Source organism: Gilliamella sp. B3023 (assembly GCF_026536845.1).
Classification (GTDB): Bacteria; Pseudomonadota; Gammaproteobacteria; order Enterobacterales; family Orbaceae; genus Gilliamella; species Gilliamella apicola_E.
In genome coordinates this window covers 62547-79262 of the sequence record NZ_JAFNNH010000004.1, presented here as the reverse complement: position 1 = coordinate 79262, position 16716 = coordinate 62547, and the positions used below count along the sequence as shown (strand labels likewise).

At 35.8% G+C, this 16716-nt stretch carries 15 protein-coding genes; 13 read left to right on the top strand and 2 right to left on the bottom strand.

Features of this window, described 5'->3' with window-relative positions; all coding sequences use genetic code 11:
• Positions 1 to 11 precede the first annotated feature (11 nt).
• The 11 genes from putP to adk all read left to right on the top strand — a co-directional run bounded on the left by putP (position 12) and on the right by adk (position 11116).
• Entirely contained in the window at positions 12 to 1499 is a 1488-nt protein-coding gene (gene putP, locus J3U16_RS03665; protein ID WP_065562912.1) for a sodium/proline symporter PutP, read from the top strand.
• A 41-nt stretch (positions 1500 to 1540) separates the two neighbouring features.
• Positions 1541 to 2812: a tyrosine--tRNA ligase gene (gene tyrS, locus J3U16_RS03660; RefSeq protein ID WP_218060057.1), complete on the top strand. Its 1272-nt coding sequence runs from the start codon at positions 1541 to 1543 to the stop codon at positions 2810 to 2812.
• Positions 2813 to 2816: 4 nt separating this feature from the next.
• A complete protein-coding gene (pdxY, locus tag J3U16_RS03655; protein ID WP_065734954.1) occupies positions 2817 to 3683 on the top strand; it encodes a pyridoxal kinase PdxY in 867 nt (288 codons plus the stop codon).
• Between the two features lie 86 nt (positions 3684 to 3769).
• Positions 3770 to 4210 (top strand): helix-turn-helix domain-containing protein, encoded by a 441-nt coding sequence (locus J3U16_RS03650; protein WP_267342510.1) that lies wholly within the window; start codon positions 3770 to 3772, stop codon positions 4208 to 4210.
• A gap of 86 nt (positions 4211 to 4296) precedes the next feature.
• Complete coding sequence (gene ispG, locus J3U16_RS03645) at positions 4297 to 5406, top strand: flavodoxin-dependent (E)-4-hydroxy-3-methylbut-2-enyl-diphosphate synthase (protein WP_065734952.1); 1110 nt, start codon at positions 4297 to 4299, stop codon at positions 5404 to 5406.
• A 24-nt stretch (positions 5407 to 5430) separates the two neighbouring features.
• Complete coding sequence (gene hisS / locus J3U16_RS03640; protein ID WP_065734951.1) at positions 5431 to 6708, top strand: histidine--tRNA ligase; 1278 nt, start codon at positions 5431 to 5433, stop codon at positions 6706 to 6708.
• 23 nt (positions 6709 to 6731) lie between these two features.
• Positions 6732 to 7499, top strand: coding sequence for a YfgM family protein (locus J3U16_RS03635; protein WP_267342508.1), 768 nt, complete (start codon positions 6732 to 6734; stop codon positions 7497 to 7499).
• Positions 7500 to 7525: 26 nt separating this feature from the next.
• On the top strand, positions 7526 to 8698 hold the full coding sequence (gene bamB, locus J3U16_RS03630) for an outer membrane protein assembly factor BamB (RefSeq protein ID WP_267330564.1): 1173 nt from the start codon (positions 7526 to 7528) through the stop codon (positions 8696 to 8698).
• Between the two features lie 18 nt (positions 8699 to 8716).
• The gene (gene der, locus J3U16_RS03625) at positions 8717 to 10183 is read left to right on the top strand and encodes a ribosome biogenesis GTPase Der (protein WP_065734948.1); all 1467 of its coding nucleotides are present in this window, start codon (positions 8717 to 8719) and stop codon (positions 10181 to 10183) included.
• A 3-nt stretch (positions 10184 to 10186) separates the two neighbouring features.
• The gene (locus J3U16_RS03620; RefSeq protein WP_065734947.1) at positions 10187 to 10438 is read left to right on the top strand and encodes a zinc-ribbon domain-containing protein; all 252 of its coding nucleotides are present in this window, start codon (positions 10187 to 10189) and stop codon (positions 10436 to 10438) included.
• Positions 10439 to 10471: 33 nt separating this feature from the next.
• Positions 10472 to 11116 carry an adenylate kinase gene (gene adk, locus J3U16_RS03615; RefSeq protein WP_267330565.1) on the top strand — a complete coding sequence of 215 codons (645 nt, stop codon included), beginning with the start codon at positions 10472 to 10474 and terminating at the stop codon, positions 11114 to 11116.
• Between the two features lie 46 nt (positions 11117 to 11162).
• Here adk and J3U16_RS03610 read toward each other — a convergent pair whose 3' ends face one another.
• Positions 11163 to 12440: a bifunctional O-acetylhomoserine aminocarboxypropyltransferase/cysteine synthase gene (locus J3U16_RS03610; protein ID WP_267332071.1), complete on the bottom strand. Its 1278-nt coding sequence runs from the start codon at positions 12438 to 12440 to the stop codon at positions 11163 to 11165.
• A gap of 67 nt (positions 12441 to 12507) precedes the next feature.
• Entirely contained in the window at positions 12508 to 12774 is a 267-nt protein-coding gene (gene ybeD, locus J3U16_RS03605) for a DUF493 family protein YbeD (protein WP_034883735.1), read from the bottom strand.
• A gap of 181 nt (positions 12775 to 12955) precedes the next feature.
• On the opposite strand from ybeD, the gene gss reads away from it, so the two are divergent.
• On the top strand, positions 12956 to 14848 hold the full coding sequence (gss, locus tag J3U16_RS03600; protein WP_065734945.1) for a bifunctional glutathionylspermidine amidase/synthase: 1893 nt from the start codon (positions 12956 to 12958) through the stop codon (positions 14846 to 14848).
• 212 nt (positions 14849 to 15060) lie between these two features.
• Positions 15061 to 16710 (top strand): SrfA family protein, encoded by a 1650-nt coding sequence (locus tag J3U16_RS03595; protein ID WP_267330567.1) that lies wholly within the window; start codon positions 15061 to 15063, stop codon positions 16708 to 16710.
• Positions 16711 to 16716 lie beyond the last annotated feature (6 nt).

The window sequence follows — 16716 nt, the reverse complement described above, 5'->3', positions numbered from 1 at the left end:
CAAGGTTTATTATAAAAATGTCATTACCAATGATTGTCACCTTTGCTGTTTACATATTAGGAATGATTGCTATCGGTTTTTTTGCATTCCGTGCAACGCGAAATTTTGGTGATTACATATTAGGTGGGCGACGTATCGGTAGTGTAGTGACTGCACTTTCTGCTGGTGCTTCAGATATGAGTGGTTGGTTATTAATGGGATTGCCGGGTGCAGTCTTTTTATTTGGTATTTCACAAAGTTGGATTGCAATAGGTTTAATAATTGGAGCTTATTTAAATTGGCTTCTTATTGCGGGTAGGCTAAGAGTTTTTACTGAAATAAATCATAATTCATTAACTTTACCTGATTATTTTTCTCGTCGATTTGATGATAACAGCTCATTACTAAGAATTATTTCGGCAGTAATAATTTTAATTTTTTTCACAATTTATTGTGCTTCTGGTGTAGTTGCTGGCGCTAAATTATTTGAAAGTACATTTGGCCTTAGTTATGGCTGGGCTATGCTTGCTGGTGCAGGTGCAACCATTGCTTATACTTTTATCGGTGGTTTTTTAGCGGTCAGCTGGACAGATACTATTCAAGCTAGTTTAATGATGTTTGCATTAATTTTAACCCCAATCATGGTTATGATAAATGCTGGGGGTTTTTCAGATGCGTTGGCTAATATTCAATCATTAAATCCCGATTACACAAACATCTTTTCACATATGGATTTTATTGCCATTATCTCTTTATTAGGATGGGGACTTGGTTATTTTGGTCAGCCCCATATTTTAGCAAGGTTTATGGCTGCTGATTCACACGAAGTAATGAAAAACGCTCGTCGAATTAGTATGACATGGATGATTTTGTGTTTAGCCGGTGCTATTACAGTTGGTTTCTTTGGTATAGCTTTTTTTGCTAACAATCCAAATTTAGCGTATTTAATTGATGATGGTAAGCATGAACGTATTTTCATCGAATTATCTAAATTACTTTTTAATCCGTGGATTGCAGGTATTTTGCTTGCAGCTATCTTAGCTGCAGTAATGAGTACCCTAAGTTGCCAATTATTAGTTTGTTCAAGTGCATTAACTGAAGATTTCTATCGAGCATTTATCAGACCAAAGGCTAAACAACGAGAATTAGTTTGGGTTGGGCGTGTTATGGTCTTATTAGTTTCAGTTATTGCTATTTTACTCGCAATAAACCCAAATAACAGTGTGCTTGATTTAGTCAGTCATGCTTGGGCAGGATTTGGAGCGGCATTTGGCCCTATTGTTGTATTTTCGGTTTTCTGGGCTCGAATGACTCGCAATGGTGCACTAGCAGGAATGATAACGGGAGCAATTACCGTTTTACTTTGGATAAATTTCAATTGGTTTAATTTGTATTCCTTGATTCCAGGTTTTTTATTTGCGTCAATAGCAATAGTTATTTTTAGTTTATTAGACAAAAAACCAAATGAAATAGTCGAAGATCATTTTGAACAAGCGTATAAAAGATATCATAATAAATAAATGTAATTAAATAGAATAGAAACGTTAATAGGTAAAATATCATGACAAAAAATGTGATCAAACAACTGCAAGAGCGTGGACTTATTGCTCAACTTACTGATGAAAACGCGCTAATGGAATTAATCGAAAAAAATCCTATTGCGCTATATTGTGGTTTTGATCCAACAGCTGACAGTTTGCATCTAGGTCATTTAGTTCCATTACTTTGTTTAAAACGTTTTCAATTGGCTGGTCATAAACCAATTGCATTAGTTGGTGGTGCAACAGGACTAATTGGGGATCCAAGCTTCAAAGCAGTTGAACGTAAGCTTAACACTGAAGATACTGTTATTGAATGGAGTGAGAAAATCAAACAACAAGTATCGCCGTTTTTGGATTTTGAATGTGGTGATAATGCAGCTATTGTAGCCAATAACTATGATTGGTTTGGTGGCATGAATGTTTTATCTTTTTTACGGGACATTGGTAAATATTTTTCCGTCAATTCAATGATTAATAAAGAATCTGTTAAGCAACGTATTGACCGCGATGAGTCAGGTATTTCATTTACTGAGTTTTCTTATAGCTTGTTACAATCTTATGATTTTGCAAGCCTAAACAAAGCACATAATGTCGTGTTACAGATAGGTGGTTCTGATCAATGGGGTAATATTACCGCAGGTATCGATTTAACTCGTCGTTTACATCAAAAACAAGTTTATGGTTTAACCGTACCATTAATTACTAAATCGGACGGAACCAAATTTGGTAAAACTGAAAGCGGTGCAGTATGGTTAGATCCTAAAAAAACCAGCCCGTATAAATTTTATCAATTTTGGATTAATACTGCTGATGCCGATGTTTATCGTTTCCTTAAATTCTTTACATTCATGTCATTGGAAGAAATTGATGCATTGGAAGAAGAGGATAAGAATAGTGGCTTAGCCCCTAGAGCTCAATATGTACTTGCTGAGCAAGTTACTCGTTTAGTTCATGGCGAAGATGGCTTAACCGCAGCGAAACGTATCACTGAAAGTTTATTTTCTGGTAAGTTAACTGACTTATCTGAAGCTGATTTTGAGCAGTTAGCTCAAGATGGTATGCCTACATTGGCTGTTGAAGAAGAGCTAGATTTGCAACAAGCAATCGTTAATGCAGATTTTGCACCTTCAAGAGGTCAGGCAAGAACAATGATTGAATCAAATGCTATTTCTGTTAATGGTGAACGTAATTCCACAACAGATTATCGTTTTTCTAGTAGTGATAAACTCTTTAATCGTTATACATTATTGCGTCGAGGTAAAAAATACTACTGCTTACTCATTTGGAGATGATTTCATGAAAAATATTTTATCGATTCAGTCTCATGTTGTATTTGGTCATGCAGGTAATAGTGCAGCTGTATTTCCAATGCGTCGTTTGGGTGTGAATGTTTGGCCTCTAAATACGGTTCAATTTTCAAATCATACCCAGTATCGTCAATGGACTGGATCGGTAATGTCAGCATCTCATTTGGTAGATATTGCTGAAGGAATTAATGCTATTGGGGAATTAGACCGATGTAATGCTGTATTAAGTGGGTATATGGGATCTCCAGAGCAAGGTAATGCAATCATCGACATAGTTAAGAAAGTAAAGGCAGTAAATCCTGAAGCAATTTATCTTTGTGATCCGGTAATGGGACATCCTGAAAAAGGTTGTTTTGTTGCGCCAGGTGTATCCGAATTTTTATGTAATACCGCTTTGCCTATTGCAGATATGATGGCTCCAAATATCTTAGAGCTAGAGGAACTTAATGGTAAACAACCAATCAGTAATGTTAATGAAGCAATTTTAGCTTGTCGCTCAATTTGTCAAAAAGGGCCTAAAGTTTTATTAGTTAAACACTTAAGTCGAGCAGGTTATCAAAAAGATCGTTTTGAAATGTTGCTTGTAACTATGGATGAAGCTTGGCATATTGATCGTCCCTTAGTCGATTTTGGTGTTAAGCAACCAGTAGGTGTTGGCGATGTGACTAGCGGGCTATTTTTAGCAAATATAATGCTTGGTAAATCAATGGTCGAAGCTTTCGAACATACTACCTCTGCAGTTTATGCTGTTATGCTTGAAACATTAAAACAAAATGAATATGAATTACAATTAGTCGCTGCACAAAATGAAATTGAGACGCCAAAACAGTGGTTTAATGCAAAAAGGATTGATTAATTTTTGAAATATGTAAAAATATATAAAATTATGTAAAAATAAGTTAAAGTTGTGTAAACTAATGGAAGGCAAAATAAGAGAAAATGATGGAAAATAATATTACGTTGGGTAAGATTCTTTCCGATTTAAGGGATAACAAGGGCTTAACCCAAAAAGATATTTCTGCTCAAATTCATGTTAGAACTCAAGTTATTTCAGAAATAGAAAATAATCAGTTAGTCCATGCCCCTTATGTTCTTGTTAAAAGCTATATTCAAAACTATGCAAAAATTGTTGGTTTACCTAGTGAAGAATATCAACCTTATCTTGAGGCATTAGCAAAGCAATATTCAGCAAAACAACCTTTCAAACTCGAATCAATAGATAATAAAAAAAGTCATAGTAAAAAGATTATCTTTATTACTTTATTCATTTTTATTTTGTTATTAGGTATTGGATTATATTACGCTACCTGTCAAAACAAAAATAATTACGTTGAAGTTAGCCATTATATTTCTCCTGGGGCTTTTGATCGCGTTAACAGTTAGCAAATTTTCGAATTCACATACAGACATTTGCCCCAAATCTTGTTAAGATCGCGACCTAGTTATTTTGTAATGTGATTAGGCATCTTATGAGTCATCAAGAATCACCAATTGTTAGGAGAGAATCTACCCGAATTTATGTCGGTGATGTGCCCATTGGAGGTGGAGCTCCTATTGCTGTCCAATCCATGACCAATACACGAACAACAGATGTAGAGAAAACAGTAGCTCAAATCCAAACGCTTGAGCGTGTTGGTGTTGATATTGTGCGCGTTTCTATTCCAACGATGGATGCTGCTGAAGCATTTAAATTTATTAAGCAACAAGTAAAAGTTCCCTTGATTGCCGATATTCACTTTGATTATCGAATAGCTTTAAAAGTTGCTGAATATGGTGTTAATTGTTTAAGGATTAATCCTGGTAATATTGGTAATGAATCGAGAATTCGTTCAGTAGTTGATTGTGCTAAAGATAAAAATATTCCAATACGTATTGGTGTTAATTCAGGTTCGCTAGAAAAAGATATCCAAGAAAAGTATGGTGAACCAACACCAGAAGCGATAGTTGAGTCTGCGATGCGCCATGTAGATATTCTTGATAGGCTTGATTTTGATCAATTTAAGGTAAGTGTTAAGGCGTCAGATGTTTTTACCGCAGTTGATTCGTATCGATTATTGGCAAAACAAATTAAGCAGCCTTTACATCTAGGAATAACTGAAGCCGGAGGCATTCGTACAGGTGCTGTAAAATCAGCAATTGGGCTCGGTTTATTGCTATCTGAAGGTATCGGCGATACATTAAGAGTTTCACTTGCTGCCGATCCGACGGAAGAAGTCAAAGTTGGATTTGATATTTTGAAATCTTTACGTATCCGATCTAGAGGGATTAATTTCATTGCTTGTCCAACTTGTTCAAGACAAGAATTTGATGTAATTAGTACCGTTAATACGCTAGAGCAACGACTTGAAGATATTATAACACCGATGGATGTCTCTATTATTGGCTGTGTTGTTAATGGTCCTGGTGAAGCGTTAGCTTCCACAATGGGTGTTGCTGGTGGGCACAATAAAAGCGGTTTTTATGAAGATGGTGTGCGCATAGGGCGTATAGATAATGAAAAAATGATAGATGAGTTGGAAGCTAAAATACGGGCTAAAGCCTTAATTTTGAAAAATAGAATAGCAACCACTGAACTATAATCTTATTAGATAGCGAATAAAAATATGACTGAAAAAAAAATCCAATCAATACGGGGAATGAATGATTTACTCCCGAGTGATAGTGCAACATGGCAACAAATTGAAAAAATTGTCAAAGGTGTGCTAAATAGTTACGGTTATAATGAAATTAGAACCCCAATTGTTGAAGATACTGGATTATTTAAACGAGCAGTTGGTGAAGTGACAGATATCGTTGAAAAAGAAATGTATACTTTCAACGACCGTAATGATGAAAGTCTCACTCTACGCCCAGAAATTACAGCAGGTTGTGTTCGTGCAGGAATTGAACATGGTCTGTTTTATAATCAAGAGCAGCGCTTATGGTATTTAGGGCCTGCATTTCGTTATGAAAAACCTCAAAAAGGGCGTTATCGCCAATTCCACCAATTTGGTGTTGAAGTATTTGGCCTTGAAGGACCGAATATTGATGCAGAGCTTATATTATTAACCGCTCGTTTTTGGAAAGCTCTTGGTATTGAAAAGCATACTACACTTGAACTCAATTCAATTGGCTCAGTTGAAGCTAGATCCAATTACCGTAACGCGTTAGTTAGCTTCTTAGAGCAACATAAAGATAAATTAGATGAAGACTGTTTACGTAGAATGTATACTAATCCATTACGTGTGTTAGATTCAAAAAATCCTGTTGTACAAGAATTGCTTAATCAGGCGCCAAAATTATTTGATTATTTAGATGAAGAATCTAAAAATCATTTTGATGGGTTATGTCATTTATTGGACAACGCAGGAATAAAATATAATATTAATCAAAGATTAGTTCGTGGTTTAGATTATTATAATCGAACTGTTTTTGAATGGGTTACTACCAGTTTAGGTGCTCAAGGTACCGTGTGTGGTGGAGGGCGCTATGATGGGCTTGTTAGTCAGCTTGGTGGACAACCAACCCCTGCTGTAGGTTTTGCCATGGGAGTTGAGCGTTTAGTATTGCTTGTACAAGCGGTTAACCCTTCTTTAAATCGTGACAACTCGATTGATATTTATATGATATCTTCTGGTGATGAGCAAACAATATCTGCTGCACAAAGAACGGCGGAAACATTACGTGATGGTTTACCTGATAGAAGAATTGTTACAAATTACGGTAGTAGTAATTTTAAGAAACAATTTGCCAAAGCTGACAAATTAGGTGCTAAAATAGCTGTAATCATTGGCGAAAATGAAATTGCCAATCAAACAGTAACAATTAAAAATTTACAAACAGGCGAACAAGTTGAAGTTGCACAAAAAGAGATTGTTCAAACGTGTTTGGCAATATTGTAAGTTAAGGAAAATAGGAGAAAAACGTGAGTTATCAATTATCTGGCGAAGAACAAGTTTCAGAGATAAAAGAATTTCTTGCTAAAACGTGGAAAATCATTGTTGCAGTTATAGTAATTGGATTATTAGCTTTTTATGGCTGGCGTTACTGGCAATCTTACAAATTAGAAAAAACGATTGAATCTTCCGAACGGTATGAACAATTAATAGCTAATTTAGACAAAAATAATCCAGATTCAGTAAATGAATTAGTCTCCTTCGCGGAGAGTGATAATACTATTTATAGTGTTTTTGCTAATTTAAAAGCAGCTAAATTTTACGTTGAAGAATTGAAAGATTATCCAAAAGCTGAAAAGTTACTCACTGATTCATTAAGTAAAACTGATTCAGAAGTTATTAAATCAATCAGTTATATTCGTATTGCAAAAATACAATATCAACTTGAACGTTATCAGGATGCTTTAGCGACCTTAAATAAGGTAACTGAAAAAAGTTGGGTACCTGTAGTTAATGATATTCGTGGTGATGCCTATATGAAATTGAATAATTATGCTGAAGCTGTTGCGGCTTATAATGTTGCATTAGCTCCTGCTCCAGCTGATCAATCAGGGGAAAATAATTCTAAAGCTTCATTGCCTACAGAACAGTTAGATAAAAATATCAAAATGAAGTTAAATCAGGCTCAATATCTTAAAGATAAGCAACAAGCTGAACAAGAAGCTCAAGCCGCCAAAGATAAAGCAGAGCAAGAAGCAGAAGCTAACGTAAATGCAGCGCAAGAAAATAAAAATTAATTTATCCTGATATAAGGGTTTATACAATGAAGTTAACAAAATGTCTTTCTATTAGTGTTTTTATGTTTTCACTTGCTGGATGTTCATTGTTTGGTGGAGAAGAAGAGATAGTACAAGTATCACCTTCGCCGAAAGTAAGTAACCAATTTTCAATAAAAGAAGTATGGCGAAATAGTACATCAGGCAATACACATATTTATTCATTATTAGGTCCTATTAATTATGATAATGCTATTTATGCTGCTAGCCGAAGCGGACAAGTTAAAGCTATTGATCTATTAAATGGTCATACAATATGGGATAAAAATTTATCAAAAAGTACATTATTTAGCAGCAAAACAGCGCTATTTTCTGGCGGTGTAAGTGCTGATGATAAATATGTATATGTTGGTAGTGAACGTGCTGTTGTATATGCTTTAGATCGTAATGATGGTAATGTTATTTGGGAAAAACCAGTAAAAGGCGAAGTACTTGCTCGTCCTATTTCTTCAGAAGATAAACTCATTGTTTATACCGCAAGTGGTAATTTACAAGCTTTGAATCGTAATACCGGTGAGGATGTATGGGATGTAATGCTTGAGGTTCCACCTCTTTCATTAAGAGGTAATTCCACCCCAACAATTGCACATGGTGCAGCAATACTTGGTGATGACACTGGTCATGTAAATGCTTACTACTTAAACGATGGACAACTGATTTGGCAACAACGTATTTCACAACCTAGTGGATCAACTGAAATTGCAAAATTGAATGATGTTGATTCAACCCCTGTTATCGAAGGTAATTTAGCTTATGCAATTGGGTACAATGGTAATGTTGTAGCACTTGACTTAAGTAATGGTCAGATTGTATGGCGTAAAGAGATGGGGTCAACGCATAGTTTTGCAGTTGATAGTCAACATTTATTTGTTGTAGATCAAGATGATAATGTACAAGCCGTCAGCAAAAATGGTGGTACAGTACTATGGACTCAAGCTGATTTGTTACATCGTCAATTAACCGATCCTGTTTTATATGAAAACTATATTGTTCTTGGTGATTTTGAAGGTTATCTATATTGGTTAAGTAAAGATAACGGTGAAGTCGTTGCTAAAACACAAGTTAGTAGTAGTGGATTGATTTCGAAACCATTAGTTGTCGACAATAAAGTTATTGTCCAAGCTAAAAATGGTGATATTTACGCATTCACAAAAAATTAAGGTAATTAGAGAAAAAATATGGTACCTGTTGTCGCACTAGTTGGTCGTCCGAATGTAGGAAAGTCGACTTTATTCAATCGATTAACTCGAACTCGAGACGCCTTAGTAGCTGATTTTCCGGGATTAACTCGTGACCGTAAATACGGACGAGCAGAAATCAAAGGGCATGAATATATAGTCATTGATACTGGTGGTATTGATGGCACCGAAGATGGGGTTGAAAGCTTTATGGCGGAACAATCCCTACAAGCAATTGAAGAAGCAGACATTGTCCTTTTTTTAGTTGATGCAAGAGCTGGTGCTATGCCTGCTGATCATGCAATTGCTAAGCATCTTCGCGCTCGTGAAAAAGCAACATTTTTAGTTGCTAATAAAATTGATGGTATTGATGCAGATAGCGCAATATCTGATTTTTATAGTTTAGGATTAGGGGACATTCATCCGATTGCAGCAAGTCATGGTCGTGGTGTAAATGTTTTAATTGAAACTGTACTCGATCCTATTTTCCATTTTGAAGATGATCAGCATGAAATCATATCAAATGATTCAGAAGATGAAGAGCTTCCTGAATCTTATGATGACATTGAAGATGAAGCTGACTCACTCATCAACCAGCCAATCAAAGTTGCTATTGTTGGAAGACCAAATGTAGGTAAGTCAACACTAACTAATCGAATTTTAGGTGAGGAGAGGGTTGTCGTTTATGATATGCCCGGCACAACACGCGATAGTATTTATATCCCCATGACGCGTGATGATCGTGAATATATCTTGATAGATACAGCGGGAGTTCGTAAACGAGGTAAAGTAACAGAAACCGTTGAAAAATTCTCTGTTATTAAAACCCTGCAAGCGATAGAAGATGCTAATGTTGTTATTTTAGTAATAGATGCCCGAGAAGGCATATCTGATCAAGATTTGTCCTTGCTTGGTTTCATTATTAATAGTGGGCGCTCACTTGTTATTGCAGTCAATAAGTGGGATGGTTTATCACAAGATATCAAAGAGCAAGTAAAAACGACGTTAGATGATCGGCTTGATTTTATCGATTTTGCTCGTTTACATTTTATATCTGCACTTCATGGCAGTGGTGTAGGAAACTTATTTGACTCGATCCAAGAAGCATATGATTGTGCGACACGTCGTGTTAATACTGCATTATTAACCAAAATCATGCAAATGGCACAAGATGACCATCAGCCACCATTAGTGAGAGGGCGTCGAGTAAAATTAAAATATGCTCATGCAGGTGGATACAACCCACCAATTGTTGTTATTCATGGTAATCAGGTTGAAGATTTACCTGATTCTTATAAACGCTATTTAATGAATTATTTTAGACGCTCATTAAAAATTATGGGATCACCAATACGAATTCAATTTAAAGAAGGCGCAAATCCATTTGAAGGCCGAAAAAATAGTTTGACGGCTTCCCAACAACGTAAACGTCGTCGATTAATGAAACATGTACGGGGGCGTAAATAACGTATGACAACAAAAAAGAGTATTGATGAGGGGCAAGAAGGTATTTGTCCGAAATGCCATAATAAAATGGACATTGTGTCGCCACAACATTATGACTGTCCTCATTGCAAGCAACATTATCTAGAACAGTATATCTGTCCAATTTGTCAGCAAAGTGCTCAAATAGTTAAAGGTTGTGGTGCTATAAACTACATTTGTCACACTGATGGCTTAATCTCCAGCAGTAAAGTGATATTTCATTATTTACCAGAATAGAAATTTATATTTAAAGCCATAAGAGGTTATTTTATGCGAATTATTTTGTTAGGCGCACCAGGGGCAGGAAAAGGAACTCAAGCTCAATTTATTATGCAAAAATATGGCATTCCCCAAATTTCAACGGGTGATATGTTGCGTGCAGCGGTAAAAGCAGGTAGCCCACTAGGTCTACAAGCAAAAGAGCTTATGGATAATGGTAAGCTTGTTACTGATGAGTTAGTTATTGCTTTAGTTAAAGAGCGTATTGCACAAAGCGACTGTGAAAAAGGCTTTTTATTAGATGGTTTTCCTCGCACAGTTCCACAAGCGGATGCAATGAAAGAAGCCGGAATTAATGTAGATTATGTGCTTGAATTTGATGTACCTGATGAAGTTATTATTGATCGTATGAGTGGTCGCCGTATTCATGCTGGTTCAGGACGTGTATATCATATTCGTCATAATCCGCCGAAAGTGGAAAATATTGATGACGTAACGGGTGAACCATTGACTATCCGTAAAGATGATAATGAAGAGATTGTTCGTAAACGTCTTGTTGAATATCATGATTTAACTAAACCTTTAGTTAACTATTATCAACATGAAGCGAAAGAAGGTCGAACTAAATATTACCGCATTGATGGAACACAAGCTGTTTCAGCTGTGACTAATGAATTAACTAAAATTTTAGGTTAATTTTTAAAAAGAGGGATGATACTCATCCCTCATATTATCAAATTTATTATTTAGCAGAGTTAAGTGCTTGCTCTAAATCTTCAATAATATCATCGATATGTTCAATACCAATTGATAAACGTATCATTTCTTGGCTTACACCAGCTTTTTGCAATTCTTCATCATTGAGTTGCCTATGCGTAGTTGATGCTGGGTGACAAGCTAATGAACGCGTATCGCCAATATTGACTAAACGAATAATCAATTTTAAGGCATCAATAAATTTTGCACCAGCTTGTTTTCCACCCTTAATACCAAAAGACAAAATACCGGCAGGTAATCCATTATCCATTTGTTTTACGGCTAGATGATGTTCTGGATGATCAATAAGCCCTGCATAATTGACCCACTCAACTTGAGGATGTGAAGCCAAATACTTAGCAACTTTAAGTGTATTTTGGCAGTGACGTTCAATACGTAAAGAGAGTGTTTCAAGGCCTTGCAATAATAAGAACGTATTAAATGGCGATAAAGCTGCTCCCATATTTCTAAGAGGTATTACTCGACAACGTGCAATATAAGCTGCATCACCAAAGCTTTCAGTATAAGAAACGCCATGATAAGAAGGGTCTGGTTGGTTTAACATAGGATACTTATCGGCATGATCTTTCCAACGAAATTTACCAGAATCAACTATCATTCCACCTAAACTATTGCCATGCCCACCGATATATTTAGTTAATGAATGTACAACTATATCAGCGCCAAATTCAAATGGTCGGCAAAGGGCAGGGCTGGCAACTGTATTATCAACAATTAATGGTATACCATGCCGATGGGCAATATCAGCAAGTGCAGTCAAATCAACAAGGTTACCAGCTGGATTACCTATACTTTCACAGTATATGGCTTTAGTTTTGTCATCAATTTGGTTTTCGATAGCGTTTAGGTCATTGTGTGGTGCAAATTTAGTTGTAATACCAAAATTAGGCAATGTATGAGCAAGTAAATTATATGTGCCACCATAAAGTTTAGACACTGAAACAATATTTTCTCCAGCAAATGTGATGGCTTGTATTGCGTAAGTAATAGCCGCCATACCAGATGCTACCGCAAGAGCGCCTATACCACCTTCAAGAGCAGCAACACGTGCTTCAAGTACTGCATTTGTTGGATTTGTTATTCGAGTATAAATATTCCCCGCGACTTTTAAATCGAATAAATCGGCACCATGTTGTGTGTCATCAAAAGCATAAGATGTCGTTTGATATATGGGAACAGCGACGGAGTGAGTGGTTGGTTCAGGAGTATAGCCTGCGTGCAAAACAATTGTTTCTGGTTTCATATAAGAGCCTCATATTTACAACTATAAGACTCTTATTTTGTGCAAAAAATTACCAAAAAGTAAAGAATTATAAAACCATTCTCACTATATCTATTTCACCTAATTCTTTGTATAAACTTTCCACCTGATCAATATGTGTTGCATTAATCGTAATTGAAACAGAATGATAATTACCTTTACTACTTGGTTTAATCGACGGTGTATAATCTCCAGGCGCATGGCGCTGAATAACTGACACCACTTTATCAACTAATTCAGGTTTTGCTTCACCCATTACTTTATAAGTGAAAGAACAAGGGAAATCTAATAATTCATTTAATTTTGTTTGTTGCATAATAGTCTTTTTCTCGTTTTATCAATATAACTACTAACTTTTGCTAATATATATAGTCAATTTATTATTCTTCAAGCCATAAACATCACTTTTTAAAGCTTATAATTTGATCTATGATAAGCAAATTCTAACATAGCTTAGTAAAACCTACCTTACTATTATTCTAAAAGGCTAAAATAACATGTCATCCCAATCCGCTAATAAAGAACCTTTTGGTACATTACTTGGTTATGCACCAGGTGGTGTCGCAATTTATTCATCTGATTATGAAACATTAGATCCTGAACAATTTCCTAATGATGCTTCATTTCGAAGCTATTCTGGTCATGAGTATATGGGGTACAAGTGGCAATGTGTTGAATTTGCCAGAAGATTTTTATTTTTAAATTATGGTATTGTTTTTACTGATGTTGGCATGGCACATGAAATTTTCTCGTTAAGGTTTCTTCGCCAGGTTATCAATGAAGCTATTTTACCATTACAAGCATTTGCTAACGGCAGTAAAAAAATGCCAGAAGCAGGAGCATTATTAATATGGGATGATGGCGGTATATTTGATAGAACAGGCCATGTTGCTATTGTTACTGAAGTTTTTGATAATAAAATTCGAATTGCGGAACAAAATGTTATCCATACCCGACTTCCTATTGGTCAGCAATGGACGCGTGAGTTGGAGATGACCGTATCTGATGATGGTTTTTATTTACATGATACTTTTGATGATACCAAAATTTTAGGTTGGATGATTCAAACAGATAATACACTTTATAGCCTACCACAACCTGAAGTTAATAAGCACTTACTCGATATCCACAGCGTACACATTGAAAATCATGGTCAATTTGATGGCAAATGGCTAAACGAAAACGATCCGTTAGAAAGCGCTTATGTGTCAGCAACTGGCCATGCTATTAGTCATGATGATCAATATCGCTATTTCACTATTTCTGAAAGTGCAGAACAGGAACTTATTCGTGCCACAAATGAACTTCATTTAATGTATTTACATGCTACAGATAAAGTATTAAAAGATGACAATTTATTATGCAATTTCAATATTCCTGAAATTCTTTGGCCTAGACTTCGGTTATCTTGGCAGCAACGACGTTATCAAATGATCACCGGCCGATTAGATTTTTGTATGGATGAGAGAGGCTTTAAAGTTTATGAATACAATGCTGATTCTGCATCATGTCATACCGAAGCTGGAAAAATATTGGAAAATTGGGCAATCCAAGCCGAATTAAATGTTGGGGTAAACCCGAGTGCAGGATTACTCAATGCTTTAGCTAGTTGTTGGAAGCATAGCGACGCAAAAGCATTTGTACACATTATGCAAGATAATGACAATGAGGAAAATTATCATGCACTATTTATGCAAAAGGCCCTGACTCAAGCTGGATTTAAAAGTAAAATTTTACGAGGACTAACCGGGTTAAGATGGGATAAACGCGGACGCTTAGTTGATGATGAAGATCGTCAAGTTACCTGTGTCTGGAAAACGTGGGCATGGGAAACTGTACTTGAACAATTACGCCAAGAAAGTGAAGCACAAGTAGCAGGATTGCCGATTCGAACATGGCATCCTGAAAATGCCGTTAGATTAATTGATGTATTGCTGCGGCCTGAGGTATCTGTTTTTGAGCCTTTATGGACTGTAATCCCAAGTAATAAAGCTATTTTACCTGTATTATGGTCTCTATTTCCGAATCATCGTTATTTGCTTGAATCTACATTTGAACTTAATGACAACTTAATCAAAAAAGGCTACGCAATTAAGCCTATTGCTGGGCGAAGAGGTAGTGATATTGAGTTAGTTGGTAGTCATGAACAAGTGTTGGATAAAACTGTTGGACGATTTGCAAAACAGGAAAATATTTATCAAGAATTATGGTGTTTGCCAAAAGTTGATGATCGTTATTTGCAAGTTTGTACTTTCACCGTTGGTGGCCATTATGGAGGTGCGTGTTTACGTTCTGATCCTTCTTTGGTTATAAGAGGAGAAAGTGATATGCAACCACTACGAGTGTTAACGGATGAAGAATTTTTAAAAGAAAAATCAAAAAAAAGTTGAGGAACGGGGTTTTTGAGGTCTAATTTAACAATTTAGTCATTAATTAGTTGAATATTTATAGCTTAAATCATTATAAAGAATGAAATATGACAAAAAAATCATATTATCTTTTGGGTTAACAATGACAACAACTTGCTATTTCTGATAGAATTGATTTAATTAAATAATAATTACAAAAAATATAAGTAATTTAAAGGAATATCAGGAAATATATGGCAAACACATTACTCCGAAGTGGTGATATAAAAGATTTTAAAATGCTCGGGCATGATGGTAAAGCAGCTTATCTTGTTGCTTCTCAAATTCGAGAAATGTTTCGAGTCAAATTAGGGCGTCAATACTCAGATTGTTTAGCTATCCCACAACGTAATGATCAGGGTAATATTGTTGATTGGTATATCCCTTTCGATTCAGACTCACCTGATGGGGAATATGATATTGTTCCTTGGACATCGGCTAGTGAATCAGAAAAAGAATCTGCCCTAGTTTTGCTTAAAGATTTTGAAAACAAAGTTATCGAATTAGGTCAAAAATTATCTAGAAACCCCAATTTAGAAGGTGACCAACTACTTTTTAGTCGGCTTATCTATGATCCTAAACAAAGCGCAGATAGCCTTGAGCCTAATTTGATGGCGATACGCTTTCCTAGCAATCAGTTTGTTTATATTGTTAATGGCAAACCCGTTATTACTTTTTGGGGCTTTGTTAATCCGCAAACACCACAAGCGACTTCGCCATTCTATTGTTTAGAGGCCTTTAGAAGTACAGCACCCGCACCTTCTCAAAAAATACCTGTTGTTGTTAAAAAGCCTTGGTGGAAGCGTTGGTGGGTTTGGTTATTGGGATTATTACTCCTTTTATTACTATTGTTAGCGTTGCTGTGGTTAAAAGGTTATTGGTTAAAACCAAGTATAACTTTAGATCCAAATATCTCAATAGATAATAAAGTTAATCCTTCTGTTGTTAACAATGAAAAGAAAGAAGAAAAACCAGAAGAACTCAAAAAACCAGAGGATAATAAACAGGATTCTGAGGGAAAACCTAAAGAAGTTATCATAGATCACAGACCTGTTGGTGTGGTTAATGGTGTCGTATCAAATCGGACTGTTGCTGTAGATCCTAATGCAGTGAATGCAGTTCCTACCGATTCTGCTGCTGTTGATAATTCAGCTGTACCACCTGCTGCTCCAAATGAAACAGTAGAAAATACTGCAAATGGTGTTACAGATCCACTTCAACCTACGCCTCCTGATGCAAATAATCCTGATGATAAAGGAAATAACGGTGATCAAGGTGATCAAGGAAATAAAGGGAGTGAAGATAATAATACCCCGAATAATCCTAATTCGCCTGATGATAAAAACGTGGATCAAAATGGTCAGAATAATGACGATAAAAATGCTCAAACGACACCACCAGATGTCGTTAATAATTCTGAAGCTAACACTTCTAATCAAGTTAATTCACCTGATACCAATGCTAATCAATCCCAAAATTTAGCTTTACCTACTGATGCATTAAAGCAAGGGTCAACGAACTTTTTAAATGGCCAATGGTCAGTTGGAGCCGGTATTCAAGATAAAGCAACCGGTAAACCATTACAATTAAGTTATAATTTTAATCAAGGCAATGGTGAAGTGACGCTTACTCGTAGTGATGGCGTCAAATGTGTTGGTAAGGTCGGTAGTGGTATTCAAAACGCGAATTTAAATATTGTGGGTAATACCGAAGCTACTTGTAGTGATAATACTAAATATAAATTACCAAATATTCAGTGTAAACCTGGCAAAAATAATCAAGCTGATTGTCAGGGGGTTTATGATAACGGGACTTCATTCCCAATTACGATGAAAAAACAATAGGTTTGT

Excerpts from the sequence above, each read along its gene's own strand:
- J3U16_RS03620 (WP_065734947.1), top strand. The coding sequence starts at position 10,187 with ATGACAACAAAAAAGAGTATTGATGAGGGGCAAGAAGGTATTTGTCCG.
- ispG (WP_065734952.1), top strand. The coding sequence starts at position 4,297 with ATGAGTCATCAAGAATCACCAATTGTTAGGAGAGAATCTACCCGAATT.
- J3U16_RS03595 (WP_267330567.1), top strand. The coding sequence starts at position 15,061 with ATGGCAAACACATTACTCCGAAGTGGTGATATAAAAGATTTTAAAATG.
- bamB (WP_267330564.1), top strand. The coding sequence starts at position 7,526 with ATGAAGTTAACAAAATGTCTTTCTATTAGTGTTTTTATGTTTTCACTT.
- J3U16_RS03650 (WP_267342510.1), top strand. The coding sequence starts at position 3,770 with ATGGAAAATAATATTACGTTGGGTAAGATTCTTTCCGATTTAAGGGAT.
- der (WP_065734948.1), top strand. The coding sequence starts at position 8,717 with ATGGTACCTGTTGTCGCACTAGTTGGTCGTCCGAATGTAGGAAAGTCG.
- adk (WP_267330565.1), top strand. The coding sequence starts at position 10,472 with ATGCGAATTATTTTGTTAGGCGCACCAGGGGCAGGAAAAGGAACTCAA.
- hisS (WP_065734951.1), top strand. The coding sequence starts at position 5,431 with ATGACTGAAAAAAAAATCCAATCAATACGGGGAATGAATGATTTACTC.
- ybeD (WP_034883735.1), bottom strand. The coding sequence starts at position 12,774 with ATGCAACAAACAAAATTAAATGAATTATTAGATTTCCCTTGTTCTTTC.
- J3U16_RS03610 (WP_267332071.1), bottom strand. The coding sequence starts at position 12,440 with ATGAAACCAGAAACAATTGTTTTGCACGCAGGCTATACTCCTGAACCA.
- pdxY (WP_065734954.1), top strand. The coding sequence starts at position 2,817 with ATGAAAAATATTTTATCGATTCAGTCTCATGTTGTATTTGGTCATGCA.
- tyrS (WP_218060057.1), top strand. The coding sequence starts at position 1,541 with ATGACAAAAAATGTGATCAAACAACTGCAAGAGCGTGGACTTATTGCT.
- gss (WP_065734945.1), top strand. The coding sequence starts at position 12,956 with ATGTCATCCCAATCCGCTAATAAAGAACCTTTTGGTACATTACTTGGT.